Raw genomic sequence first — 20720 nt, 5'->3', positions numbered from 1 at the left:
AGTCAAATGTTCGAATAATGCTAAAGCTATTATTTAGTTTGATTGATTGTAAAACATCCGCTTGGGTGCGTTATAAATATGCAAAAATTGTATTATTTTTATCTAAAATATAAATAAAACATTTTTGAATCAATATTTTAAACATTGTTATTTTATATTTTGTTAAATTTTAATATTTTAATTTTTCATTAAAAAGATGAAACCATCGGTATTCTTGATAGTATTGAGAATTAATCTAAATATAATAATGATTCTTATTCAAAAAATTAAGTTCCATACGATGAATTACTTTCCTAAAACGAATTTGGTCCGTGCGATTTCAATCGCGATCTTAGGGGTGGGCACATCTGCAGCCGTGCATGCAGCAGAGCGAACCGTGCTTGAAACGATTGAAGTTGAGGTGCCAGCAGAAAAGCAGCTCGCAAATGGAAAATTGAAAGCGCAAACAGACCTTGGTGCACTGGGAAATAAAAAAATTGTTGATACGCCATTTAGCGTTGCTGCATACAGTGAAAAATTGATTGAAGATCAGCAGGCTACCACAGTTGGTGAAGTATTAAAAAACGATGCGAGTATCCGTATTACCACCAACCAAGGTCATTTAAACGAAAACTTTAATATTCGTGGCTTTGACATCAATCACGATGACATTGCTCTCAATGGTATGTACGGTATGGCACCTTATGGACGCGTACCGACTGAATTTTTAGATTCGGTAACGGTTTTAAAAGGCCCGAATGCCTTGGTTGCGGGTATGTCGCCTGCTGGTGGGGTCGGTGGTGTTGTCATTGCTAAAACTAAGCGTGCAGATAAAGAAAAAACTCAAGTTTCAGCTTCCATGGAAGAAGGTGGTTTTTACCAATCAGGTTTTGACGTTTCGCGACGTTTTGGTGCTGAAAAAGAGTTTGGTTTGCGTGTGAATGGTGCTTATGGCCAAGGTGAGCACATTATTGAAGGCATGGAAGATAAACATGCGTCAGGTGCTATTGCTGCTGACTACACAACGGATAAATTGAAACTGAATTTTGATGCTTTTGCGGTACGTGATGACCGTAATGGTGGTTCACCTGCAATGGTGGGATTTGGGATGGCTGATGGACATAAACCAGAACCACATACTTATATAGGTGTACTTGATGCACCTAAAGGTGATACCAGCTATTTCAAGAACTTAGAAGGCCATACTGACAGTGAGTTTGTAGGATTAAGTGGTGAATATGCATTTACGCCTGATTTAAATGTGTATGCAGGTGTAGGCCATATTGAAAAGGCCTATAGCGGACATATTTTTGGTACACGTCTTGTGGTAGGGCAAGCTGATGGTCATGCAACTTCACAGTACTATCGTACAGGGTCATCTGAGTCGATTACATCAGCCAATACAGGTTTCCAATATAAGTTTAATACGGCTGCTGTAAAACATGCCTTAAATGTAAGAGCTGATTACTTGACCAAAGAAACAGATCAGCATGTTGCGGCAACACAAGAGAAAATTGATTCAACCAATCTATATGATCCTAACACGACTGTTGGTATGCCTTCAGCGTATCCTGTGATTAAGCCAAATTTAGATAATAAATATGTCAGCTATACGGTGTCTGATCAGATTTCGATGTTAGATGATAAATTGCAATTTATTGTTGGTGCACGCTATCAAGATATCGATACCAAGAATTTACAGAAAAAAACAGGCTATCAAGACGATAAAATTTCGCCAAGCTTAGGTGTGGTGGTGAAACCATTTGGTGAGAATCTTTCTATTTATGCCAACTATGTTGAAGGACTTTCTGAAGGTGTAACTGTTAGCAGTGAAAATGATGCAAATAACAATGTTAGTTTTGCACCATTCCAAACTAAGCAATATGAATTAGGTGCAAAATATCAAAATGGCACATGGTTAAATACATTTGCCCTTTATCAAATTGAAAAACCGTCGACCATGGTATCTTCATATTCTGATGGTCAACCCAATAGTAAAATCAATCAAATTACTACAGATGATGCTGAAACACGTTCACGTGGTGTGGAATGGGCATTTTCAGGGGAGATTTATACAGGTCTAAATCTGATGGGTAGTTTGGCCTATATCGATGCTGAATATAGCAAAGCAGCGGTGAAAAGTGGCGTAACCAATCAAGGCAATACGGTGTATGGTATTCCTGACTTTACCGCAACACTCGGCTTAGATTATGTCGTACCGTATGTGGATGGTTTGAATGTCAATGCGCGTGCAAACTACGTGAGTGAACAGTACTTAAATGAAACCAATACACTTAAACTGCCAGACTACACAATTTTAGATCTAGGTGCGCGTTATAAAACCAATTTGGGTGGTGTAAATGCTACATTCTTGGCCAATATTGATAACGTTACAGATGAGCAATATTGGGAAGGTACATTCAACTCAGGTTATGCCTTAGTGGGTGGCCCACGTACCTATAAAGTCGGCGTGACTTTTGATTTCTAAGTTAGTTTAGTTTTTTCAAATAAAAAGCCACCGTTAGGTGGCTTTTTTAATGGTGGTCATTTAAGGAATATATTTTTTCACCACACCATCGTCTAATAATTGTTGGAAGTGCTCAACCACACTTGCTTCAATATCACGGTACTCAATGCCCAATTCTTTTTTACTTTTTTCAGCATTAAAGTAGATTGGATAACCCATATTGAGTTCAACAAATTTACGTGAAAAACCAGCTAGAGGGCCAAAGGCTTTAAAGGCGATTTTGGGTAAAGTGTTGCGTGGAAAAGGGAATTTATTGCCAAAGTGCTGACGCAGAAGTGTCCCCATTTCTAGCAAGCTGAGCGTACCACCGCTAATAATATAACGACCCGAAGCTTCAGGATTTAATGCCGCTTGAACATGCGCATCGGCAACATTACGTACGTCCACTATACCATTCCACATTGGCGGAACACCCGCCAAGGTCATGCCATTGGCAAACTGTTGTAGCACTTCAACACTGCCTGATTTGGTCATTGCTGTTAAAGATGGACCCATTACCAAAGCTGGATTTACACAGACCAAGTCCCAGCGATTTTGCTGTTCAGCCATTTCCCATGCTTTACGTTCAGCAATAACTTTAGAAAATGGATAAGGCTGATGTGTTTCCGAGCTTGTGGTATTCCAATGTGATTCATCAAACTCATTGTTGGCTGTCTGAAGAATATCAATCGCATCGCCATAGGTAGAGGCAATACTTGAGGTGACTACCACGCGCTTAACCGACTCGGTTTTATTGACGCTGTTCAGCACATTTTCAGTACCGACTATGGCAGGCTCAATAATGTCTTTCACTGCATCTTTAAAATTCGTTACCACAAAAGGTGAAGCCATATGAATGACAATTTCACAACCTTGCATCGCTGCATCAAAAGCACCATCATCAAGCAGGTTGGCTTGAAATAATTTCAAGGTCCCACTGCTTTGTGTTGCAATCTTTTCTAAATGAGCAAAACCTGATTTTTTATTTAAATCACGCACAGTGGCATGTACGGTATACCCAAGTTCGAGTAAGTTTTTAATAACCCAACTGGCAATATAGCCTGTCGCGCCTGTAACGAGTATCGGGGTTGTTGTTGTCTTGGTGTTCATATTCTTCAACTTTAATTGACTCATTTTTTTATCATATTGAGTATAGTCAGTTTTGTCTTTGGCTAATTTAAAAAATAGATTTTTATTGTTGAGTTCGATGTGTTCTAAATTCAGCAGAAATTTTATATGAACGCTGCAAAAGTGATTTTTTATTGATTCCAAAAAGCGCCAAGATGCGATGAAGGTTGGATAGATGCATATTCTTATTATTATGGACGCAAAATCTCATAAATAAATGGACAAAGATTCATATCTAATTTGTGCGCTTTAATTTAAAGCCTAGATCTTAGGTCTAGGCTTCTTCATTTAGTATAACCGCCATTATGTTAAATGGAGAAGATTCTAGGAAATTTGTATTTCCAGTATGCCTAAAAATACAGAAAAGAAATCTTTGAATGAAGAGCTTCCGTTATACATTCCTGATTGAGTATAGATAGTTTTACCTGATGCTATATTCAGTATTTCTGCTACATATAAATTTTGATTTTCCCAGAAGGAAATTTGAGAAATATAATCTTTAGAATCAAGATCTATTTTAGCAAAGTAATTTTCATATATATCAATATTAGTGTCGAATCCGCTCTTGTTAGCTACATCAGATAGATTTGTTATCCATTGAATAAACTCGATTAGCATATTAACTACCTTCTTTATGCATGATCCAATTTTCAGTTTGATGAGTTAAGTAGTTCATGTAACCCTATCTCAGAAGGATCATTTAGCATGAATATATCTTCTTGCGTTTTATAAGTTAATTCAAATCTCCCCTTTTCTTTGTCAATAAATCTAACACCATCAAATACTGCAAAAACACCAAATAAGACATCATGAGCTATTAATTCAATTATGGTATTCACGTTATTAGTATTTTCTTCTGATAAACTGATATACCATTCAGATAAATTTTTCATCTTAGGTGAAACACTTCTACCAGGTGGGCTTTTTAATCTAGAAATAACACCCTCGACTCCGTCATTTCGAACATAGAGTCTAAGCGCATCAACAAACTCAGCGTTATCCATTATTATTTCCTCATTTTGATAGATGCTACTATATCATTTCATTTAATTTCTCTAAAATAAACATAATACACGTTATACGAAAATATATTTTTATTTCAATACAAATCAATGCCTTATGCTGGAATGAAATTCCAATTATCACCGATTGGGCTTTTTTGTTAATTCTTCATGTTCCGTGGCTATTATTTAATCAATGTTCCACGGTTTTGTTTAATGAAATTTAATGCTATAGCCAACAAAAAATGTCCAGATAAAATAAGAATAAATGTCCAAGTGATTATTGATTTTGCGGATAGACAAATAAAAGGATAGGGGCATCATTGATGGTTAAATTCACGTACAATATCGACTAATTTGCAGGTATAGACCCTGCCTTATCAGATGATTCTGTTCTTCCGTTGAATATTGGCATACATATGGCGCAAGCAAAGAAATCCTTTCCGCAACAAAAATCGGAATTACATGCACGAAATCTGCATCGTAGTCGTTACGATTTTCCTCAGTTAATCAAGAGTTGTCCGGAACTTGCACCTTTTGTCAGCCCAAATAAATATAACGATCTATCGGTAGATTTTTCTGATCCGCACGCTGTGAAAATGCTCAATAAAGCATTGCTCAAACATTTTTATGGCATTCAATATTGGGATATTCCCCCAAATTTTCTTTGCCCGCCTATTCCGGGTCGAGCGGACTATATCCACTATTTAGCTGACTTGTTAAGTGCCAATAATAAGGGGCAGATTCCAACTGGACACGCTATTCAAGTTTTAGATATTGGGGTTGGCGCGAACTGTATTTATCCGATCATTGGTCATCGGAGTTATGGTTGGAAATTTGCCGGCTCAGATATTCATTCTGCATCGGTTAAAAGTGCTCAATTTATTGTGGAGGCAAATCCGAATCTGCGTAAAGGGATTCAGATTCGATTGCAGAAGACAGCGAGCAATATTTTCAAGGGGGTGATTAAATCCTCAGATCGTTTTGATTTGACGATGTGTAATCCGCCATTTCATGCCTCGCAAGATGAAGCAAACGCGACAGCAACTCAAAAATTAAGAAAGCTTGGCAAGCCAGTTGATCGGACAAAGGTGGTGTTAAACTTTGGCGGTCAAAAAAACGAACTCTGGTGTGAAGGTGGCGAAGAACGATTTGTCTGCCAAATGGTACAAGAGAGCATCCAGTTTGCTGAGCAATGCCTTTGGTTTAGTACGCTGGTGTCCAAGAAAACCACATTACCTGTGCTCTTAGATGCCTTAGCGAAGAGTGGAGCAGTGGATGTGAAAACCATTAAAATGACGCAGGGACAAAAAGAAAGCCGTTTTGTCGCTTGGACTTTTTTAGATTCAAGGCAGCAGCAAGCGTGGAAGAATGTACGTTGGACCTCAGCTTAAGCTGGTCCTCTTTGGAAATGTTAGCCTTGTCTTTGACTGCAATACATGAAGCATCAGTACAGTGCTCCCTGTAATAAGCGCAACAACTCAAGCGTGGTATATTGAATCAATCAGGCGATGTTTGTGCTAAACAAGACGCATTGTTGATAGTTACAAAAAACAGCAGATAAGACAGTCCTATAAGATGATTAACCAAATTACGCTGATGATTCTGCAAGAGCTTCTTTTATATGCGGAAATTACGTGAAATATAACTGCAAATGCGTATGCTTATCATTTAATTTTTATATAAATCATATGCTTACAAAATTTATGTTTTGCAATCACTCAGGAATTTGTCCATAATATTTGAAAAGGAAATGGAGTAAGTAAAATGCGTGGCAATCCAGAAGTCGTAGACTACTTAAATATGTTGATCGGTGGCGAACTGGCTGCTCGTGATCAATACTTAATTCATTCACGTATGTACGAAGATTGGGGCTTAAGTAAAATCTTCGAACGTATCGACCATGAAATGCAAGAAGAAGCACAGCATGCAGATGCCATTATTCGCCGTGTGTTGTTTTTAGAAGGCACCCCAAATATGAAGCGTGACGATATCGTGACGGGTGAAGATGTGGTGACTTGTTTAAAGGCCGATTTAGCGCTTGAATATCATGTGCGTGAAAAATTAGCACAAGGCGTGAAGCTGTGTGAAGAAAAAGGTGATTATGTCACTCGTGACATGCTGCGTCAGCAAATGTCAGATACAGAAGAAGACCATACGTATTGGCTGGAAAAACAGCTTCGTCTAATCGAATTGATTGGTCTACAAAATTATATTCAGTCACAAATGTAAGTTTGATCTGCTAGATCTAATCTATTTCACATTAATTGTACAAATGGATTGAATTAAAAAAGCCTTTGGAGCGGTTCCAAAGGCTTTTTTTTATCTAGTTGAATGAGGACGTATATGCGCATTTATTTTTTATTTAATTTTTGAATATCTGCCAAGACTTGAGCTGCGTGACTTTGGGTATCGACACTGCTGTAGTGATAAACAATGATCCCTTGCGGATCAATGAGAAAACTTTCCCGTTTGGCAATTTTCACAATACCTAAGTTGCGGACGATGCCCAATTGGTTCGCCAGTTGGTGTTTGCTATCGGCCAAGATAGGAAAGGGAAGATCTAGTTTTTTAGAAAATGCTTGGTGTGAGGCTACATCGTCTAAACTTGCGCCCAAAATGACTGCATTGGATTTTAAAAAATTAGGGTAGAGGGCTTTGAATTGATTGGCTTCTTGTGTACAGCCAGGTGAGTTGTCTTTGGGATAAAAATATAGAACCAGCCATTTCCCTTGATATTGTTTCAGTTCATGCCATTTGCCATTTTGATCTTGTAGTTTAAAAGCTGGCGCTGTTCTGCCAACCCATTGCTTTTGATCGTTTTGGGATTTACTGAAAATTGTATTTTCTGCATGTGCAGTGAAGCTAAATGCACTCAAACTCGCAATGACAAATAAACTGGTATGGAGCATTTTAGGTATTTTCATGGTATGCACTTTTTATCGGAAACCCTATTGATCGTAGCAGATAAATTGAAAATAAAGGTGGGTGAATTTTGAAACTGAGTTGATTCAGCTTAAGATCAATTTATCAGCTTAAATCAGTAGAAAAATATGGATGTTGGCGCAGTATTGATTCAACTCAAATCAGACGCGAAGGAAAATGTAGCAGCTTGGAAGCAAGAACTGAATTTACGTAAAGATGAAGCGATTGAAACCTTAAGGCGGAAGGCGTTTTTGTAGAGTCGTGGTTTTATGTCGAACTTGCAGGTCAGGATTATTTGATTGCCTATATGCGTGCCGAAGATATTGCAAGGGCACAGCAGATTGGTCGGGAAAGCCAGTATCCAATAGATCAAGTGCATAAGCAGTTTAAAAAAAATTGGCTCAAGGTTTATCCTGCGAGCTTGTTGCTAGACTTAGAAAATAATAATTAATGCGATGGTGGATTTTTCTGTGTATCGAATGATTAAGCGATGGAATATATCGATACTGAGTTTTTTAAGATAAAGATGTATCAAGATCGTTATACTGATGAAGAAAAATTAGATTTTTGGAATAAGGCTTGAATCAACGTATTTTACTGATCACTGGTTGGGGTGGTGGGACAAAACTTTTGCAACCCTTACAAATGGCTTTGATAGAGCAAGGGCATCAGGTTGAACTGATTAATATTTTTAATGCTTTAGATCAGAACACTTTGCAAAAGTATGTTGAAATGGCTCAAAAGGTCGATGTCATTATTGGTTGGTCTTTAGGTGGGCAACTTGCCACGATTTTGGCCGATCAAATTTTTCAGCAATATCAAGAAAATAAAATATTAATCACACTGGGTTCAAATCCCTGTTTTGTGGCAAATGAAACATGGTCAGCGGCAATGGATCAAGTGAGCTTTCAACACTTCAAGCAGTCCTTTCAGCAAGACGCTATTTCGACCTTAAAAAAGTTTGGCTATATGGTTTGTCAGGGAATAACAACAACTAAACAGGATTTCTTAACTTTACAAAGTTTAATCCAAGCTCAAAGTTTAGATGTGCTCCGTACTGGTTTAGACTGTTTGGAGAAATTAAATAATGTAGATATCTTAAAACAATATTCAGGTCATCAGTTACATCTGTTTGCAAAACAAGATTATTTAGTTAGTTACAAAGTTGAACGAATACTTCGAGATTTCGGCGTAAAGTTTTTAGAAACGGATTTGGTTTTAGGCTCGCATGGCTTTCCTTTATTTGATGCTGAAGCAATAAGTTGCAAAATCTGCCAATATTTAAACAAACTTGAACAAATCTCTGTGTAGCTGGTCTATATCGCAATTTATTTTTAATTCCAGCAGGTTTAACATCGTGCACATTGATGTGAACAACCTTCTACATGGAGTTAGGGATGACAGAATTAACCGATCTGCAATTTGATCAGCAGCACCTTTGGCATCCTTATACCTCCATGACACAGCCGCTACCAACCTTTAAGGTTAAAAAGGCCTATGGGGCGACAATTGAACTGGAAGATGGGCGTCAGCTGATTGACGGTATGTCTTCATGGTGGTGTGCAATACATGGCTATAACCATCCCGAATTGAATCAAGCCGTAAATGATCAGCTGCAAAATATGTCGCATATTATGTTTGGTGGATTGACCCATGATCCTGCGATTCAACTCGGCAAATTATTACTCGAAATTACCCCACCCAGTTTAGATAAAATTTTTTATGCAGATTCAGGTTCAGTCGCTGTTGAAGTGGCGTTGAAAATGGCGGTGCAGTATTGGGCTGCTAGTGGTCAAAAGAATAAAACTAATTTCGTGACCCCGCGTTCTGGCTATCATGGCGATACTTGGAACGCCATGTCGGTCTGTGATCCTGTAACAGGGATGCATCAAATTTTTGGCTCAAGTTTGCCAAATCGTATTTTTGTTCCAGCACCACAAATCGGCTTTTATGAGGCGTGGGATCAGAGCGATATTGCTGTGCTTGAACAGACATTGGCTACGCAGCATACGCAAATCGCAGGCCTTATTTTAGAGCCGATTGTGCAAGGTGCGGGAGGCATGCGCTTTTATCATCCTGAATATTTGCGTCAAGCCAAATTGCTCTGTGAAAAATATCAAGTCCTTTTGATTTTTGATGAAATTGCCACAGGATTTGGTCGTACAGGGAAGTTGTTTGCTTGGGAGTGGGCTGGTGTAGAACCCGATATAATGTGTATTGGCAAAGCCTTGACAGGGGGCTATATGACCTTGTCTGCCACATTGGCGACAACGCAAATTGCAGAAATAATAAGTCAAGGTGAAGCAGGTGTGTTTATGCACGGGCCAACGTTTATGGCCAATCCTTTGGCTTGTGCAGTTGCCCTGAAAAGCACACAGCTTTTATTGGCACAAGATTGGCAGGCCAACATTTCGCGCATTGAGCAGCAGTTAGACCATGCATTATCCGCATTAAAAACGTTGGCACATGTAAATGATGTACGCGTGTTAGGGGCGATTGGTGTGGTCGAATTGACATTTAATGTCGATATGCAACGCCTGCAGCAAGAATTTGTAAGCCGTGGAATTTGGATACGACCATTTGGCAAATTGGTTTATGTCATGCCGCCTTATATCATTTCCGAGTTAGAACTAAAAACCTTGTTAGAGCAATTGGTCGAAGTGGTTGAACAATTGGAGCAAACAGCATGAGTCAGCATTTGCTTGAGCATTTTTCTAGCCAATTAGATCAGTTAAAACAACAAGGAAATTTGCGTCAATTTAGTCAAAATTTTCAGCAAGATCGCTTTATCACTATCAATCAACAGCGCATGCTTAACTTAGCCTCAAATGATTATTTGGGTCTGGCATCTGAAACGAGTCTGCGTGAACAATTTTTTGATGAAACACCGAATGCCCAGCGTTGGATGAGCTCATCTTCTTCACGTTTATTAACAGGTAATTTTCCTGAATATGAGCAACTTGAAGCCAGTTTAAGCCAAGCTTTTCAGGGTCGGGCTGCCTTGTTATTTAACAGTGGCTATCATATGAATGTTGGGATTTTACCTGCACTGGCAGACAGTAAAACACTGATATTGGCAGATAAGTTGGTGCACGCCAGTATGATTGATGGCATCCGATTATCGACTGCCAAATATGTGCGTTATCGGCATAATGATCAAAGTCATCTGAGTCAACTCTTAGAAAAATATCATGATGATCGTGCTTTTGAGCGGATCATTGTGGTGACTGAATCCATTTTTAGTATGGATGGAGATGAAACTGATTTAGCGGCTTTGGTGCAAATAAAAAAACAATTTTCAAAAGTGATGCTGTATGTGGATGAAGCGCATGCAATTGGTGTGCGAGGTGAACAGGGTTTGGGCTGTGCAGAACAATACGCCGTCATTGATGAAATTGATTTCTTGGTTGGTACTTTTGGTAAGGCGCTGGCATCGATTGGTGGCTATCTGATTTGCCATTCAGTCATACGGGATTATTTGATCAACACGATGCGTCCCCTCATCTTTAGTACTGCTCAACCACCCAACTGTATGGCATGGACTCATTTTATTTTCTATAAAGTGCTTCACATGCAAACTGAGCGTAAGCATCTGACCCACATCAGTCAGCATTTACAGCAAAGCGTCCAAACACTCGGTTTCGATTGTCCATCAAGCTCACATATTGTCCCCGTGATCATTGGAGATTCGGCACAAACAGTTGAAAAAGCCAAAGCATTACAAGCCGCTGGTTTTTATATCATGCCTGTCCGACCGCCAACTGTGCCGCAGCATAGTGCACGTTTACGGATTTCACTGACTGCAAAAGTAGATTTGGAAGAGATTAAACAGCTAGAACAACATCTTGCAAGGTTGAGTCATGTTAGATAAAGCCAAAATCAAAAAGCGCTTTGCCAAAGCAAGTTCAACATATGAACAACAAGCCTTAATTCAGAAGCAGGTTTGCGTTGAATTGGCTCAGTCTATGCAGCAATTTATTGCACAAAAACACTGGAATAAGGTATTAGAAATTGGCTGTGGAACAGGGAGTTTTACACGCGAAGTTCTGAAATTGAATCAGGTCGATGTGCTGTATTTAAATGATCTTTATGCAGAGAGTGCCGAATTCAATTACGCAATGTCACTTGAGAACACTCAGGTTCAGCCTTGGATAGGTGATATTGAACAACTGGAAATACCACAAAATTTAGATTTGGTCATGTCGAGTTCCGTATTTCAGTGGATGACCGACTTGCCAGCATTGCTGAAAAAAATAAATAGTTCTTTAAAGCCCAAGGGTTTTTTAGTATTTAGCAGTTTTGGTCCTGAAAATTTACGTGAAATTAAACAACTCACGGGCTGTGGTCTGGATTATTTAGAGATTCATATACTGCAACGCTATTTACTAGAACAGGGTTTTGAAATCGTCATGATGAAAAATGAAGTGCAGCAAATGCATTTCGATCATCCACGTGACGTATTGCAACATTTAAAAGAAACTGGGGTGACTGCAACAGGGCAGCATCGTTGGACTAAATCAAGCTTACAGCAGTTTTATCTAGATTATGCGCAGTTCATGGCTTGTCCTCATTCAGACCAGCCTGCATATCCACTGACGTATCATCCCATTCTATGCATTGTAAGGAAAAAATAATGGCTCAAATTTACTTCGTTAGTGGCATTGATACAGGGATTGGAAAAACCTATACCACAGGATATTTGGCCAAAACGTGGAATGAGCAAGGTCAAAAAACCATTACGCAAAAGTTAATCCAAACGGGCAATGTGGATATTTCAGAAGATATCGAACAGCACCGTGAAATCATGGGAATGGGGTGGTTTCCTGAAGATGAAAGCAAACTTACGATGCCGGAAATTTTCAGCTATCCAGCCTCTCCACATTTAGCGACAAAAATTGATGGTCGTGAAATTGATTTTCAAAAAATCGAAGATGCAACACAGCAATTGACTGAAAAATATGATGTGGTTTTACTCGAAGGTGCAGGTGGCTTGATGGTGCCTTTGACGACCGAATTACTCACGATTGATTATGTTGCTCAGAAAAAATTTCCTGTGATCTTGGTTACTTCAGGTCGTTTGGGCAGTATTAACCATACGATTTTAAGTCTAGAAGCATTGAAACAGCGTGGTTTGAACTTACATGCGCTCGCGTATAATTTAAAGGATGAATCACAGGACGAATTAATTTCAAAAGATACAGCAGAATATCTGAAAAATTATCTAAGACAGCATTTTCCAGAAGCTGCTTGGTGGGATATTCCAGTGATTTAAATATGGTAGACATAAAAAAACGACTGAATAGACAACTATTCAGTCGTTTCATTTTAAGGCTTAATTATTTGCTGAAACACCAATTTTTTTCACGTTTAAGCGTTGAGCTGCAGCCATCACCATTGCAACATCTTTATATTCGGTCATTTTGTCAGGTTGCACTTTAATCGTATTTTGATCCGATTTTTGTGAAACACCAGCAAATAAACTTTCTAAAGCTTGTTTGTTAGCAACAGGTTGATCATTCCAAAATAACTTTCCTTGCGCATCAATTTTTAAGGTGATGGGCTCAGGTGGTTTTTCATTGGTTGGTGGTGGAGCACCATTTGGTAAATCAATATTGATCGAGTTATTTGGAATGGGGATCGTGATAATAAACATGATCAACAAAACCAGCATGACATCAATCAAGGGTGTCATATTGACGTCTAACATTACGTCATCGTCTTTATCGGAACCGACATTCATTCCCATAAGTTGTTCCTCTTCCGATTATTGTGCCGCAACAGGTGTTGTGACAAAAGCAATTTTGCCTATACCTGCTGCTTGAGTTGCACTAATCACTTCATCAATCGCTTCATATTTAGTGACCTGATCACCTCGAATATGCACTTCTGGTTGTGGGCGTTTTTTCGCTTCTACTTGTAAGCGACTGATCAGTGTGTTTTTGTCGGCAATATATTTTTCATTCCAGAAAATATCACCATTTTTATTTACGGCAATTTGAATATTGATCGGTTTGGTTTCATAAGGGGTATTTTTTTCCTCAGGCAACTTCACCGGAACCGTATGGATTGCAACGGGGACCGTGATTAAAAAGATAATCAACAGTACCAACATAATATCAACCAAAGGTGTCGTGTTAATGGCTGAAATTACATCGTCTTCGTCACCATCTGAATTGATCATCATTCCCATGGCGCATGCCTCACTTATTTGGTGTCGTTATTATTTTTGATTTCACCGCTGAGTAAAACCGTATGTAAATCAGAACCAAAAGTACGTACATTGTCTAAAACTGCTTTATTGCGACGTGTTAACCAGTTGTAGCCCAATACTGCAGGTACAGCGACCGCTAAACCAATTGCAGTCATAATTAAGGCTTCACCAACAGGACCTGCTACTTTATCAATAGACGCCTGACCTGAAATACCAATGGCTGTTAAGGCATGGTAAATACCCCAAACTGTACCGAATAAACCCACAAATGGTGCAGTTGAACCTACAGTTGCTAGAAAAGCTAAACCACCACTCAAATGGCTTTGAATTTTATCGATGGCGCGCTGAATTGAAATCGTTACCCATGTATTGAAGTCAATACGTTCAAGTAAATTACCGCCATGTTTCTTGGTTGAGTTAATCCCTTTTTCTGCAATAAAGCGGTATGCACTCGATTCATCTAGCGTTTCAGCCGCATTATCAATTGTAGATGACTCCCAAAATTTAGCTTCAGCTTCTTTACCTTGACGCTTAATTTTTGCTTGTTGAATGAACTTGGTGATCATGATGTACCACGTACCAATCGACATAAGTACTAAAATGAACAGTGTAGATTTAGCGACAATGTCACCTTCGCGCCATAAAGCTTCTAAACCATAAGGATTATGTACTTCTTTCGTTGCAGTAGGCATTGGGGGCGGGGTATGTGTTCCATCATCGGTAATTTGAATTTTATCGTCACTGATTTCAACTTTTACCATACTTGGTGGTGTTGCAGATTCTTCAGCAAATACAGATTGAAGCGGGAGTAATGTACTTGTTGCTAAAACAGTTGCTGATGCAAAAATACGCGCAGATTTCATCATTTTATTCATTCATATTCTCCAAATTTTTATAGATTCATTAATCAAGTTTAAATGTGTATTCAATATCAACCCAATCGTCGACAGGTTCGCCATTTTTTAATGCAGGTTTAAATGTACACAAGCTATATGCTTTACTCGCGGACTTGTCTAAAGACTTAGTACCAGTGGATTTTTTAACCTTTACTTCTTTGGCATTACCATCGGCACCTACCAATACAGAAATACGTACTGTGCCAGTTTCTTCAGCCATTTCTGCTTCACGGGGGTAAGCAGGTTCCTTACAACCAACACTTCCTTTAGATGCACCTCGGGTTTCACCTGCAGGTTTTGGAGGTGGTTCAGGAGCAGGCGCTGGTGCAGGAGTAGGCGTTGGAGATGCGACAGGACTTGGCGATGGTGAAGCAGTAGGCGTTTGTGTAGAAACTGCTTTTACCGTTTGAGTCGTTGTGGTTGTTACCGTTTTTTGCACCACTTTTTCGACAGGTTTCTGTTCTGGCGTTTTTAATACTTCCTTCACCATTTTTGGTACTTCAGGTGGTTTTTCAATTGGTTTCGGTTTTTCTGGCTCAGGTTTCTTGTCTTGAATAATGATTAATTCAACAGGTTCTTCTACAGTTTTCTCACCTTTCTTGGAAAGTCCTGTGATTAATCCGTAGAGCACAATGAGATGCAGAAGAATGACTGCCCCAATTCCGATCAGGCGTTTGCCGGAATTATTTTCTAATTCGGAAAAGCTTTTGCCCATTACAACTCCTGAAATTTGAGACAAACAATCAATAGTGAAATCGGCACTTGATATATAAGTGTTTTTTGCATTTTTTTATGTTTGACTAATTAATTGATTTAGCAATGCCAATACGATTAACGCTGTAATCGTATTGGCAAACTGTGGTTTTAGAACTTGTACGTACCGCGTACATAGAATGTACGACCAGTCGGATCGCTATAACGTGGGTCATAGCCATATTGGAAGTTATCTAAAACGTTCGATGCTGCAGGTTCTTCAGCAAAAATATTTTTGATACCACCAGTAAGCTCTAAGTTTTTAAATCCACTGTAAGTTGTTGCGATGTTATAAAGGGTGTAGTCAGGAACACGATGTTTGTCGAACTGTGCTTCACCAATTTGGTTTTGGTCGTCATAACCACGGAAGAACTGTTGTTCAAAAATCATTTTCCAGTTTTCATAACTCCAGTTAAGGTTCGCTGTGTGTTTCCAACGTAAAACAGCAGGGTCGTCATATACACCCACTAAACCTTCCCACTCACCGCCTATTTCTTCTTGGTAGTCATTTTTGATGACATATGTACCATTAATCCCGAAGCCAAAACGGCCTGTAGCAGTTATTGGAGATAAATAATCTAAGCTGATATCAATACCTTGAGTTTTAATGCCCCCTGTATTCATTAGAGTGGTATTGATGTAATCAATACGACCATCGGCACCACGTACGAATAAAGACGCATACTTTTCAGGGTCTTCAAAAATTGAAGTTTCACCCACTTCGCCAATTAATTTTTCAACTTCAATGTTGTAATAATCAATAGCTAAAACTAAGTTTTTCATTGGTTCGTAAACAAAGCCAGCGGTAAAAGTTTTTGATTCTTCTGGTTGAAGGTCGGGGTTACCACCATACATACGGTAGAACTGAGTATTACATTCAGTTTGATATTGAGGAGATGTTGGTGTACCGCCTGAGCAAAGTACAGGGTCATTATATTTTGCCCCTGTATAGGTTTTGCTTTGTTGAGCGTTAATTTCCCAAAGACTTGGCGCACGGAAGCCGGTGCTATAGGTACTACGGAACATTAACTGTTTAATTGGTTCCCAGCGGAGACCCACTTTCGGGTTAAAGGTGTCACCGAAATCACTATAGTCGTCATAACGGGCTGCGAGCTGCGCTTCAATGGTTTTGGTAATTGGGATTTGTAGTTCTGCAAAGGCCGCTGAAATGTCACGATCACCTTTACTCAGTGGTTTATCAGGGTCAATCCCGCTACCTGGCACTAAGCGAACAAGTTCTGAATTAACTTTTGCTTCCCAGTCTTGTGTAGTGAAACTTCCGCCAAATGCAAAGCCTACATCACCTGCGGGTAAGGTATAAATCGGACGACTTACGGTAAAGTCAAATGTGGTTGAATCAAGTGTTGCTTCATTGGTTGTGCCACTTACATTCAGTGCAGACCAAACACCATTATCAGCTGAAGGTCCAAATGGGTTAATGGTTCCATCATCTAAACCTGCTTGAAGTTGATCACGGTTTAAGTAACCACTAACAAAACTATCAGATGCCTTACCTTTTGCATAAGTCACACCACCATTCATATCCCAACCATAAGCTTCACCTTCAAGACCGGCAAAAATACGATGCGATTCATTAATGGATTGTGAAACACGGTTACCCGCTTGGGAGCGTAAATACAGTTCCAAAGGCTCTCCACTTAGACCATCTACACCAGGGGTAATACCTTCGCCTGGATAATATTGACTAGACTTTGGAATAGTGACTGAACGGCTATAGACGTCTGGGGCAACAGATGTTGTTACTTTATTTTTTGCGTATACGTATTCACCAATGGCATTGAAACTATCACTTAATTTAATCGTTGCACGACCAATGGCAGAAAGATCTTCTGTTTCAGGCTGAATACCAATCAGTGCCTGAGTATTTAAGAAGCATAAACCACCATCTTCAACGACATTGGTTAAGTTGCTACAGTTTGCAGCGCCGCCATATGGGTTTGCGAGAACGCCTTCACGAACGCCATCTTCATCTAATGGACCGCCATTAGGGTCATAGAAGTTAGCAGGGAAACCATTTGCTGAACTAGCATCGATGCCGAGTTCAGGTAGTAGACCACCACGGCGACTTACTTTACGGTCTTTAGCCATAATTTCTTTGGCTTTACGATAGTCAATTGCACCGTATACGTTGAAACCTTGTTCATCTAAATCGCCAAAACCACCAAAAATAGAGACGTCATATTCTTCTCCACCTTTATCTTCTGGTTTAGATAAACCACCACTAATACCAGCGCCTTGGTATTGTTTTTTGGTGATGAAGTTAATTACACCTGCAATAGCGTCTGCACCATAAATTGCCGAAGCACCATCGCGTAGAACTTCAATGCGTTCAACCATCGCCAGTGGAATGGTATTTAGGTTTGTTTCCGATGTACTAAATGGACTATAAGCAAGGCGACGTCCGTTCAAAAGCACCAAAGTTTTATCGGGACCTAAACCACGAAGGTTTGCTGTTGAACCAGAAGTATTACTTGCACCAACGTTTTGAGCAGTACTGTAACCCGCTTGGTTAGCACTAATTTTTATCAGTGCTTCTTCTGTTGTTGTTACCCCTTGTTTGGTTAATTCTTCAACTTTGATTACGGTAATAGGTGAAGAACTTTGTGCTGAAACCCCTTTAATTGACGAGCCAGTAACAGTTACTTTAGTTACTTTTTCGGGTTCTTCATCATTTTGTTCAGCTGCATGCGCTAATGATAAACACAGCATACTTAAACTAAGAGTACTTAATTTAAGTATAGTTTTGCCAAACGTTGTGCCCCCCACAGATTTAGCATTTTTTTCTCTTTCATAGTAAAAGTATTCCTTTTTGTTGTAGTTAGCGATATTGCTTGATTTGGTTTAAGCAATTCAAGTGCCAGATTTATATCTAATGATAATTTTTAAATATAAAATACTGATAAATATGTTCATTAATGAGTTTAAAGTGGAGTAATTTAAGATGAACGGCAAGTTTTTTTTTATTTTTTTTTAAAATTTTATTCAAATTAATGATTTTTTGTATTTTTTTATTGTTTGTTCAATAAAATTGAAAATTAACATGAATTTATTTGGTGTAAATAATTAAAATTGCCAACCAGTTCCTAATTTTTTGTGTTATCAGTTTGATTAAATATGTAATTAAAAAATATTTATTAATAATAAAAACAATATGTTAGTCGTTATTTTACATATTTTTTTGCTAGGGGTGATCCAATATGAGTCAGGAGTGTATTATATTTGTGCAAATCACACGCGAAGTGTGAAGGATAAGAAATTGAACTTTTGATCAAAAGAAGGTTCAGCAATAAAGAATACATTAGTATAAATTTATCTTAAAAAATGAATTTAAATGGATATTTAATTCAGATAAGTTTCAAACATGGAGAAGTGGCATGAAATTCGCTTATATTCATTAAACTGTTTTAAGCCTTGGTTTAATACACAGTTTAAAATTTAAATTATTAAGTTTAATAATGGCAGCTTTATATAAAGTCTGTTTATGGATTTGTATTATCTAAAATCAACATAAAGGTATAAATTTGAAAACTGATAAACTTAAAATTACTGCCATCGCATTATTTATATCTACTGGGGTGTTTACAGAATTACAGGCTTCGGCTCAAACCAATAAAGTTTTAAATATTGCTTTTGAAGCGCCAGATGATGGTTTTGATATGGTCAAAACCTATAATTATTATAGTGGCAATATTGCAGAAGCAATTTTTGAACCCTTACTGAAATATGATTATCTCGCACGTCCAGTAGTATTGGTACCAAACACAGTGGAAGCCATGCCTAAAATTGAGCAAGAGGGCAAAGTCTATACTTTCAAAATTAAGCGAGGCATTTATTATTCAAATGATGCCGCGTTTAAGGGCAAAAAGCGTGAATTGGTCGCACAAGACTATATTTTTGCAATTCAAAGAATTTTAGATCCTGCCAACCGTTCACCGACCTATTCATTTATTGATGGAAAAATCATAGGGGGAGATGAGTCGGTTGCCCAAGCAAAGAAAACGGGCAAATTTGACTACAATGCACCGATTGCAGGCTTAAAAGCACTTGATCCCTATACCTTGCAAATTACACTCACGCGTCCTGACTATAACTTCCAATACATCCTCGCCTATGTCACTTTTGGTGCAATTGCCAAAGAAGTTGTTGACTTTTATGGCACAAAACTTGCGCAGCATCCTGTTGGCACTGGTCCGTATCAACTCAGTAAATATGTTCCACGCAGTAAAATTGAATTGACAGCAAACCCGAACTATCGTGGATTTGTTTGGAACTTTAAGTCTACTGGCACTGCATGGGACAACCAATTGGTTAAAGAAATGAACGGTAAGCAGATGCCACAAATTGGCAAGGTGTCGGTCAGTATTATTGAGGAGGAACAGTCTAGATGGCTTGCATTTAAAACAGGTCAGTTGAACTTTGATAAATTAACCTCAAATGCAGTAACGCAAGCCTTAGACGGCAATAGGCTCAAGCCTGATTTGCTAAAACAGGGCATTAAACTCTACCCAAACAAAGATGCCGAAATTACCTACACGATGTTTAACATGCAAGATCCAACTGTGGGTGGATTTAGCCTAGATAAAATTGCCCTACGCCGTGCAATTAGTATGTCGTATAACCAAGCGGAGTCAATCAAACAGCTTTATCAAGGTCAAGCCGTTAAAGCAGAAATGCTGCTTCCAGAAGGGGTGAGTGGTTTTGACCCAAAATATCGTAGCAGTATCGGTTATAACCCGCTTTTAGCCAACAAATTACTCGATCGTTTTGGTTATAAAAAAGGTGCGGATGGCTATCGAAATCTGCCTAATGGAAAACCCTTAACTTTAAAAATCAATACAGAAAATAGTTCAAAATCAGTGATACAGTCAGAACTATGGAAAAAGAATTTAGATGCCATTGGGGTGCGGGTTGAGTTTAAGGTCAGTAACTTTGCAGACAACCTTAAAGAAGCGATGCAATGTAAATACATGATGTGGGGTGGCGCATGGATTGCAGATTATCCAGAAGGTGAAAATTTTGCTCAATTACTTTATGGCCCAAATTCAGGTCAGGGGAATTTAAGTTGTTATCAATCGAAAGCTTATGACAATTTGTATAAGCAGGCGATCGTGTTGCAACCGAAAGATCGTGAAGTTTTTTATGAAAAAATGAATCGTCAAATTGAGGCTGATAATCCTTGGATATTGCATTCAACACGGATACGTAATTGGCTCATTCATCCTGAAATTCAGGGTTATAAAACACATCCTATGATGAATACGGCTTGGCAATATTTGGATATACAACCAAGCAAAAAATAA

At 38.7% G+C, this 20720-nt stretch carries 18 protein-coding genes and 1 pseudogene; 10 read left to right on the top strand and 9 right to left on the bottom strand.

What is annotated here, in order from left to right:
* Nucleotides 1-280 precede the first annotated feature (280 nt).
* Nucleotides 281-2467, top strand: coding sequence for a TonB-dependent receptor (locus B9T33_RS09035; protein ID WP_086178641.1), 2187 nt, complete (start codon nt 281-283; stop codon nt 2465-2467).
* A 60-nt stretch (nt 2468-2527) separates the two neighbouring features.
* Here B9T33_RS09035 and B9T33_RS09030 read toward each other — a convergent pair whose 3' ends face one another.
* The 3 genes from B9T33_RS09030 to B9T33_RS09020 form a co-directional block, all read right to left on the bottom strand.
* On the bottom strand, nt 2528-3595 hold the full coding sequence (locus B9T33_RS09030) for an SDR family oxidoreductase (RefSeq protein ID WP_086178640.1): 1068 nt from the start codon (nt 3593-3595) through the stop codon (nt 2528-2530).
* 342 nt (nt 3596-3937) lie between these two features.
* Nucleotides 3938-4231, bottom strand: coding sequence for a hypothetical protein (locus tag B9T33_RS09025; RefSeq protein ID WP_086178589.1), 294 nt, complete (start codon nt 4229-4231; stop codon nt 3938-3940).
* 32 nt (nt 4232-4263) lie between these two features.
* Complete coding sequence (locus B9T33_RS09020; protein ID WP_086178588.1) at nt 4264-4617, bottom strand: hypothetical protein; 354 nt, start codon at nt 4615-4617, stop codon at nt 4264-4266.
* A 416-nt stretch (nt 4618-5033) separates the two neighbouring features.
* On the opposite strand from B9T33_RS09020, the gene rlmF reads away from it, so the two are divergent.
* Together rlmF and ftn are read left to right on the top strand one after the other, a co-directional pair.
* Nucleotides 5034-6008 (top strand): 23S rRNA (adenine(1618)-N(6))-methyltransferase RlmF, encoded by a 975-nt coding sequence (gene rlmF, locus B9T33_RS09015; RefSeq protein ID WP_086178587.1) that lies wholly within the window; start codon nt 5034-5036, stop codon nt 6006-6008.
* A 373-nt stretch (nt 6009-6381) separates the two neighbouring features.
* On the top strand, nt 6382-6846 hold the full coding sequence (gene ftn / locus B9T33_RS09010; RefSeq protein ID WP_086178586.1) for a heteropolymeric bacterioferritin subunit Ftn: 465 nt from the start codon (nt 6382-6384) through the stop codon (nt 6844-6846).
* Nucleotides 6847-6968: 122 nt separating this feature from the next.
* On the opposite strand, the gene B9T33_RS09005 is transcribed toward ftn, so the two are convergent.
* Complete coding sequence (locus B9T33_RS09005) at nt 6969-7541, bottom strand: peroxiredoxin (RefSeq protein WP_086178585.1); 573 nt, start codon at nt 7539-7541, stop codon at nt 6969-6971.
* A 126-nt stretch (nt 7542-7667) separates the two neighbouring features.
* Here B9T33_RS09005 and B9T33_RS09000 point away from each other — a divergent pair.
* The 6 genes and pseudogenes from B9T33_RS09000 to bioD all read left to right on the top strand — a co-directional run bounded on the left by B9T33_RS09000 (nt 7668) and on the right by bioD (nt 12811).
* Nucleotides 7668-7990 (top strand): annotated as a pseudogene (locus B9T33_RS09000) (DUF6176 family protein).
* Nucleotides 7991-8118: 128 nt separating this feature from the next.
* Nucleotides 8119-8850 (top strand): hydrolase, encoded by a 732-nt coding sequence (locus B9T33_RS08995; RefSeq protein ID WP_086178584.1) that lies wholly within the window; start codon nt 8119-8121, stop codon nt 8848-8850.
* Nucleotides 8851-8936: 86 nt separating this feature from the next.
* Nucleotides 8937-10229 (top strand): adenosylmethionine--8-amino-7-oxononanoate transaminase, encoded by a 1293-nt coding sequence (bioA, locus tag B9T33_RS08990; RefSeq protein WP_171263610.1) that lies wholly within the window; start codon nt 8937-8939, stop codon nt 10227-10229.
* Nucleotides 10226-11410, top strand: coding sequence for an 8-amino-7-oxononanoate synthase (locus tag B9T33_RS08985; protein ID WP_086178582.1), 1185 nt, complete (start codon nt 10226-10228; stop codon nt 11408-11410). Before bioA ends, B9T33_RS08985 begins: the two co-directional genes overlap by 4 nt.
* Nucleotides 11400-12173 (top strand): malonyl-ACP O-methyltransferase BioC, encoded by a 774-nt coding sequence (bioC, locus tag B9T33_RS08980; RefSeq protein WP_086178581.1) that lies wholly within the window; start codon nt 11400-11402, stop codon nt 12171-12173. Before B9T33_RS08985 ends, bioC begins: the two co-directional genes overlap by 11 nt.
* Nucleotides 12170-12811 (top strand): dethiobiotin synthase, encoded by a 642-nt coding sequence (bioD, locus tag B9T33_RS08975; protein ID WP_086178639.1) that lies wholly within the window; start codon nt 12170-12172, stop codon nt 12809-12811. The genes bioC and bioD overlap by 4 nt, the downstream gene beginning before the upstream one ends.
* Nucleotides 12812-12871: 60 nt before the next feature.
* On the opposite strand, the gene B9T33_RS08970 is transcribed toward bioD, so the two are convergent.
* From B9T33_RS08970 to B9T33_RS08950, 5 genes are all read right to left on the bottom strand, one after another.
* Nucleotides 12872-13285: an ExbD/TolR family protein gene (locus B9T33_RS08970; RefSeq protein WP_086178580.1), complete on the bottom strand. Its 414-nt coding sequence runs from the start codon at nt 13283-13285 to the stop codon at nt 12872-12874.
* Between the two features lie 18 nt (nt 13286-13303).
* A complete protein-coding gene (locus tag B9T33_RS08965; protein ID WP_086178579.1) occupies nt 13304-13729 on the bottom strand; it encodes an ExbD/TolR family protein in 426 nt (141 codons plus the stop codon).
* 14 nt (nt 13730-13743) lie between these two features.
* On the bottom strand, nt 13744-14625 hold the full coding sequence (locus B9T33_RS08960) for a MotA/TolQ/ExbB proton channel family protein (protein WP_086178578.1): 882 nt from the start codon (nt 14623-14625) through the stop codon (nt 13744-13746).
* Nucleotides 14626-14653: 28 nt separating this feature from the next.
* Nucleotides 14654-15361, bottom strand: a complete 708-nt coding sequence (locus tag B9T33_RS08955) for an energy transducer TonB (RefSeq protein ID WP_086178577.1) — start codon at nt 15359-15361, stop codon at nt 14654-14656.
* 149 nt (nt 15362-15510) lie between these two features.
* The gene (locus B9T33_RS08950) at nt 15511-18186 is read right to left on the bottom strand and encodes a TonB-dependent receptor (protein WP_322853481.1); all 2676 of its coding nucleotides are present in this window, start codon (nt 18184-18186) and stop codon (nt 15511-15513) included.
* 776 nt (nt 18187-18962) lie between these two features.
* Between B9T33_RS08950 and B9T33_RS08945 the strand changes: the two genes are divergently transcribed.
* Entirely contained in the window at nt 18963-20720 is a 1758-nt protein-coding gene (locus B9T33_RS08945; RefSeq protein ID WP_416202592.1) for an ABC transporter substrate-binding protein, read from the top strand.

Origin of the sequence: Acinetobacter sp. ANC 5054, assembly GCF_002135295.1 — a bacterium.
Lineage (GTDB): Bacteria > Pseudomonadota > Gammaproteobacteria > Pseudomonadales > Moraxellaceae > Acinetobacter.
Note: the sequence above shows the minus strand (reverse complement) of the source record. Positions and strands in the feature narration are given on the sequence as shown.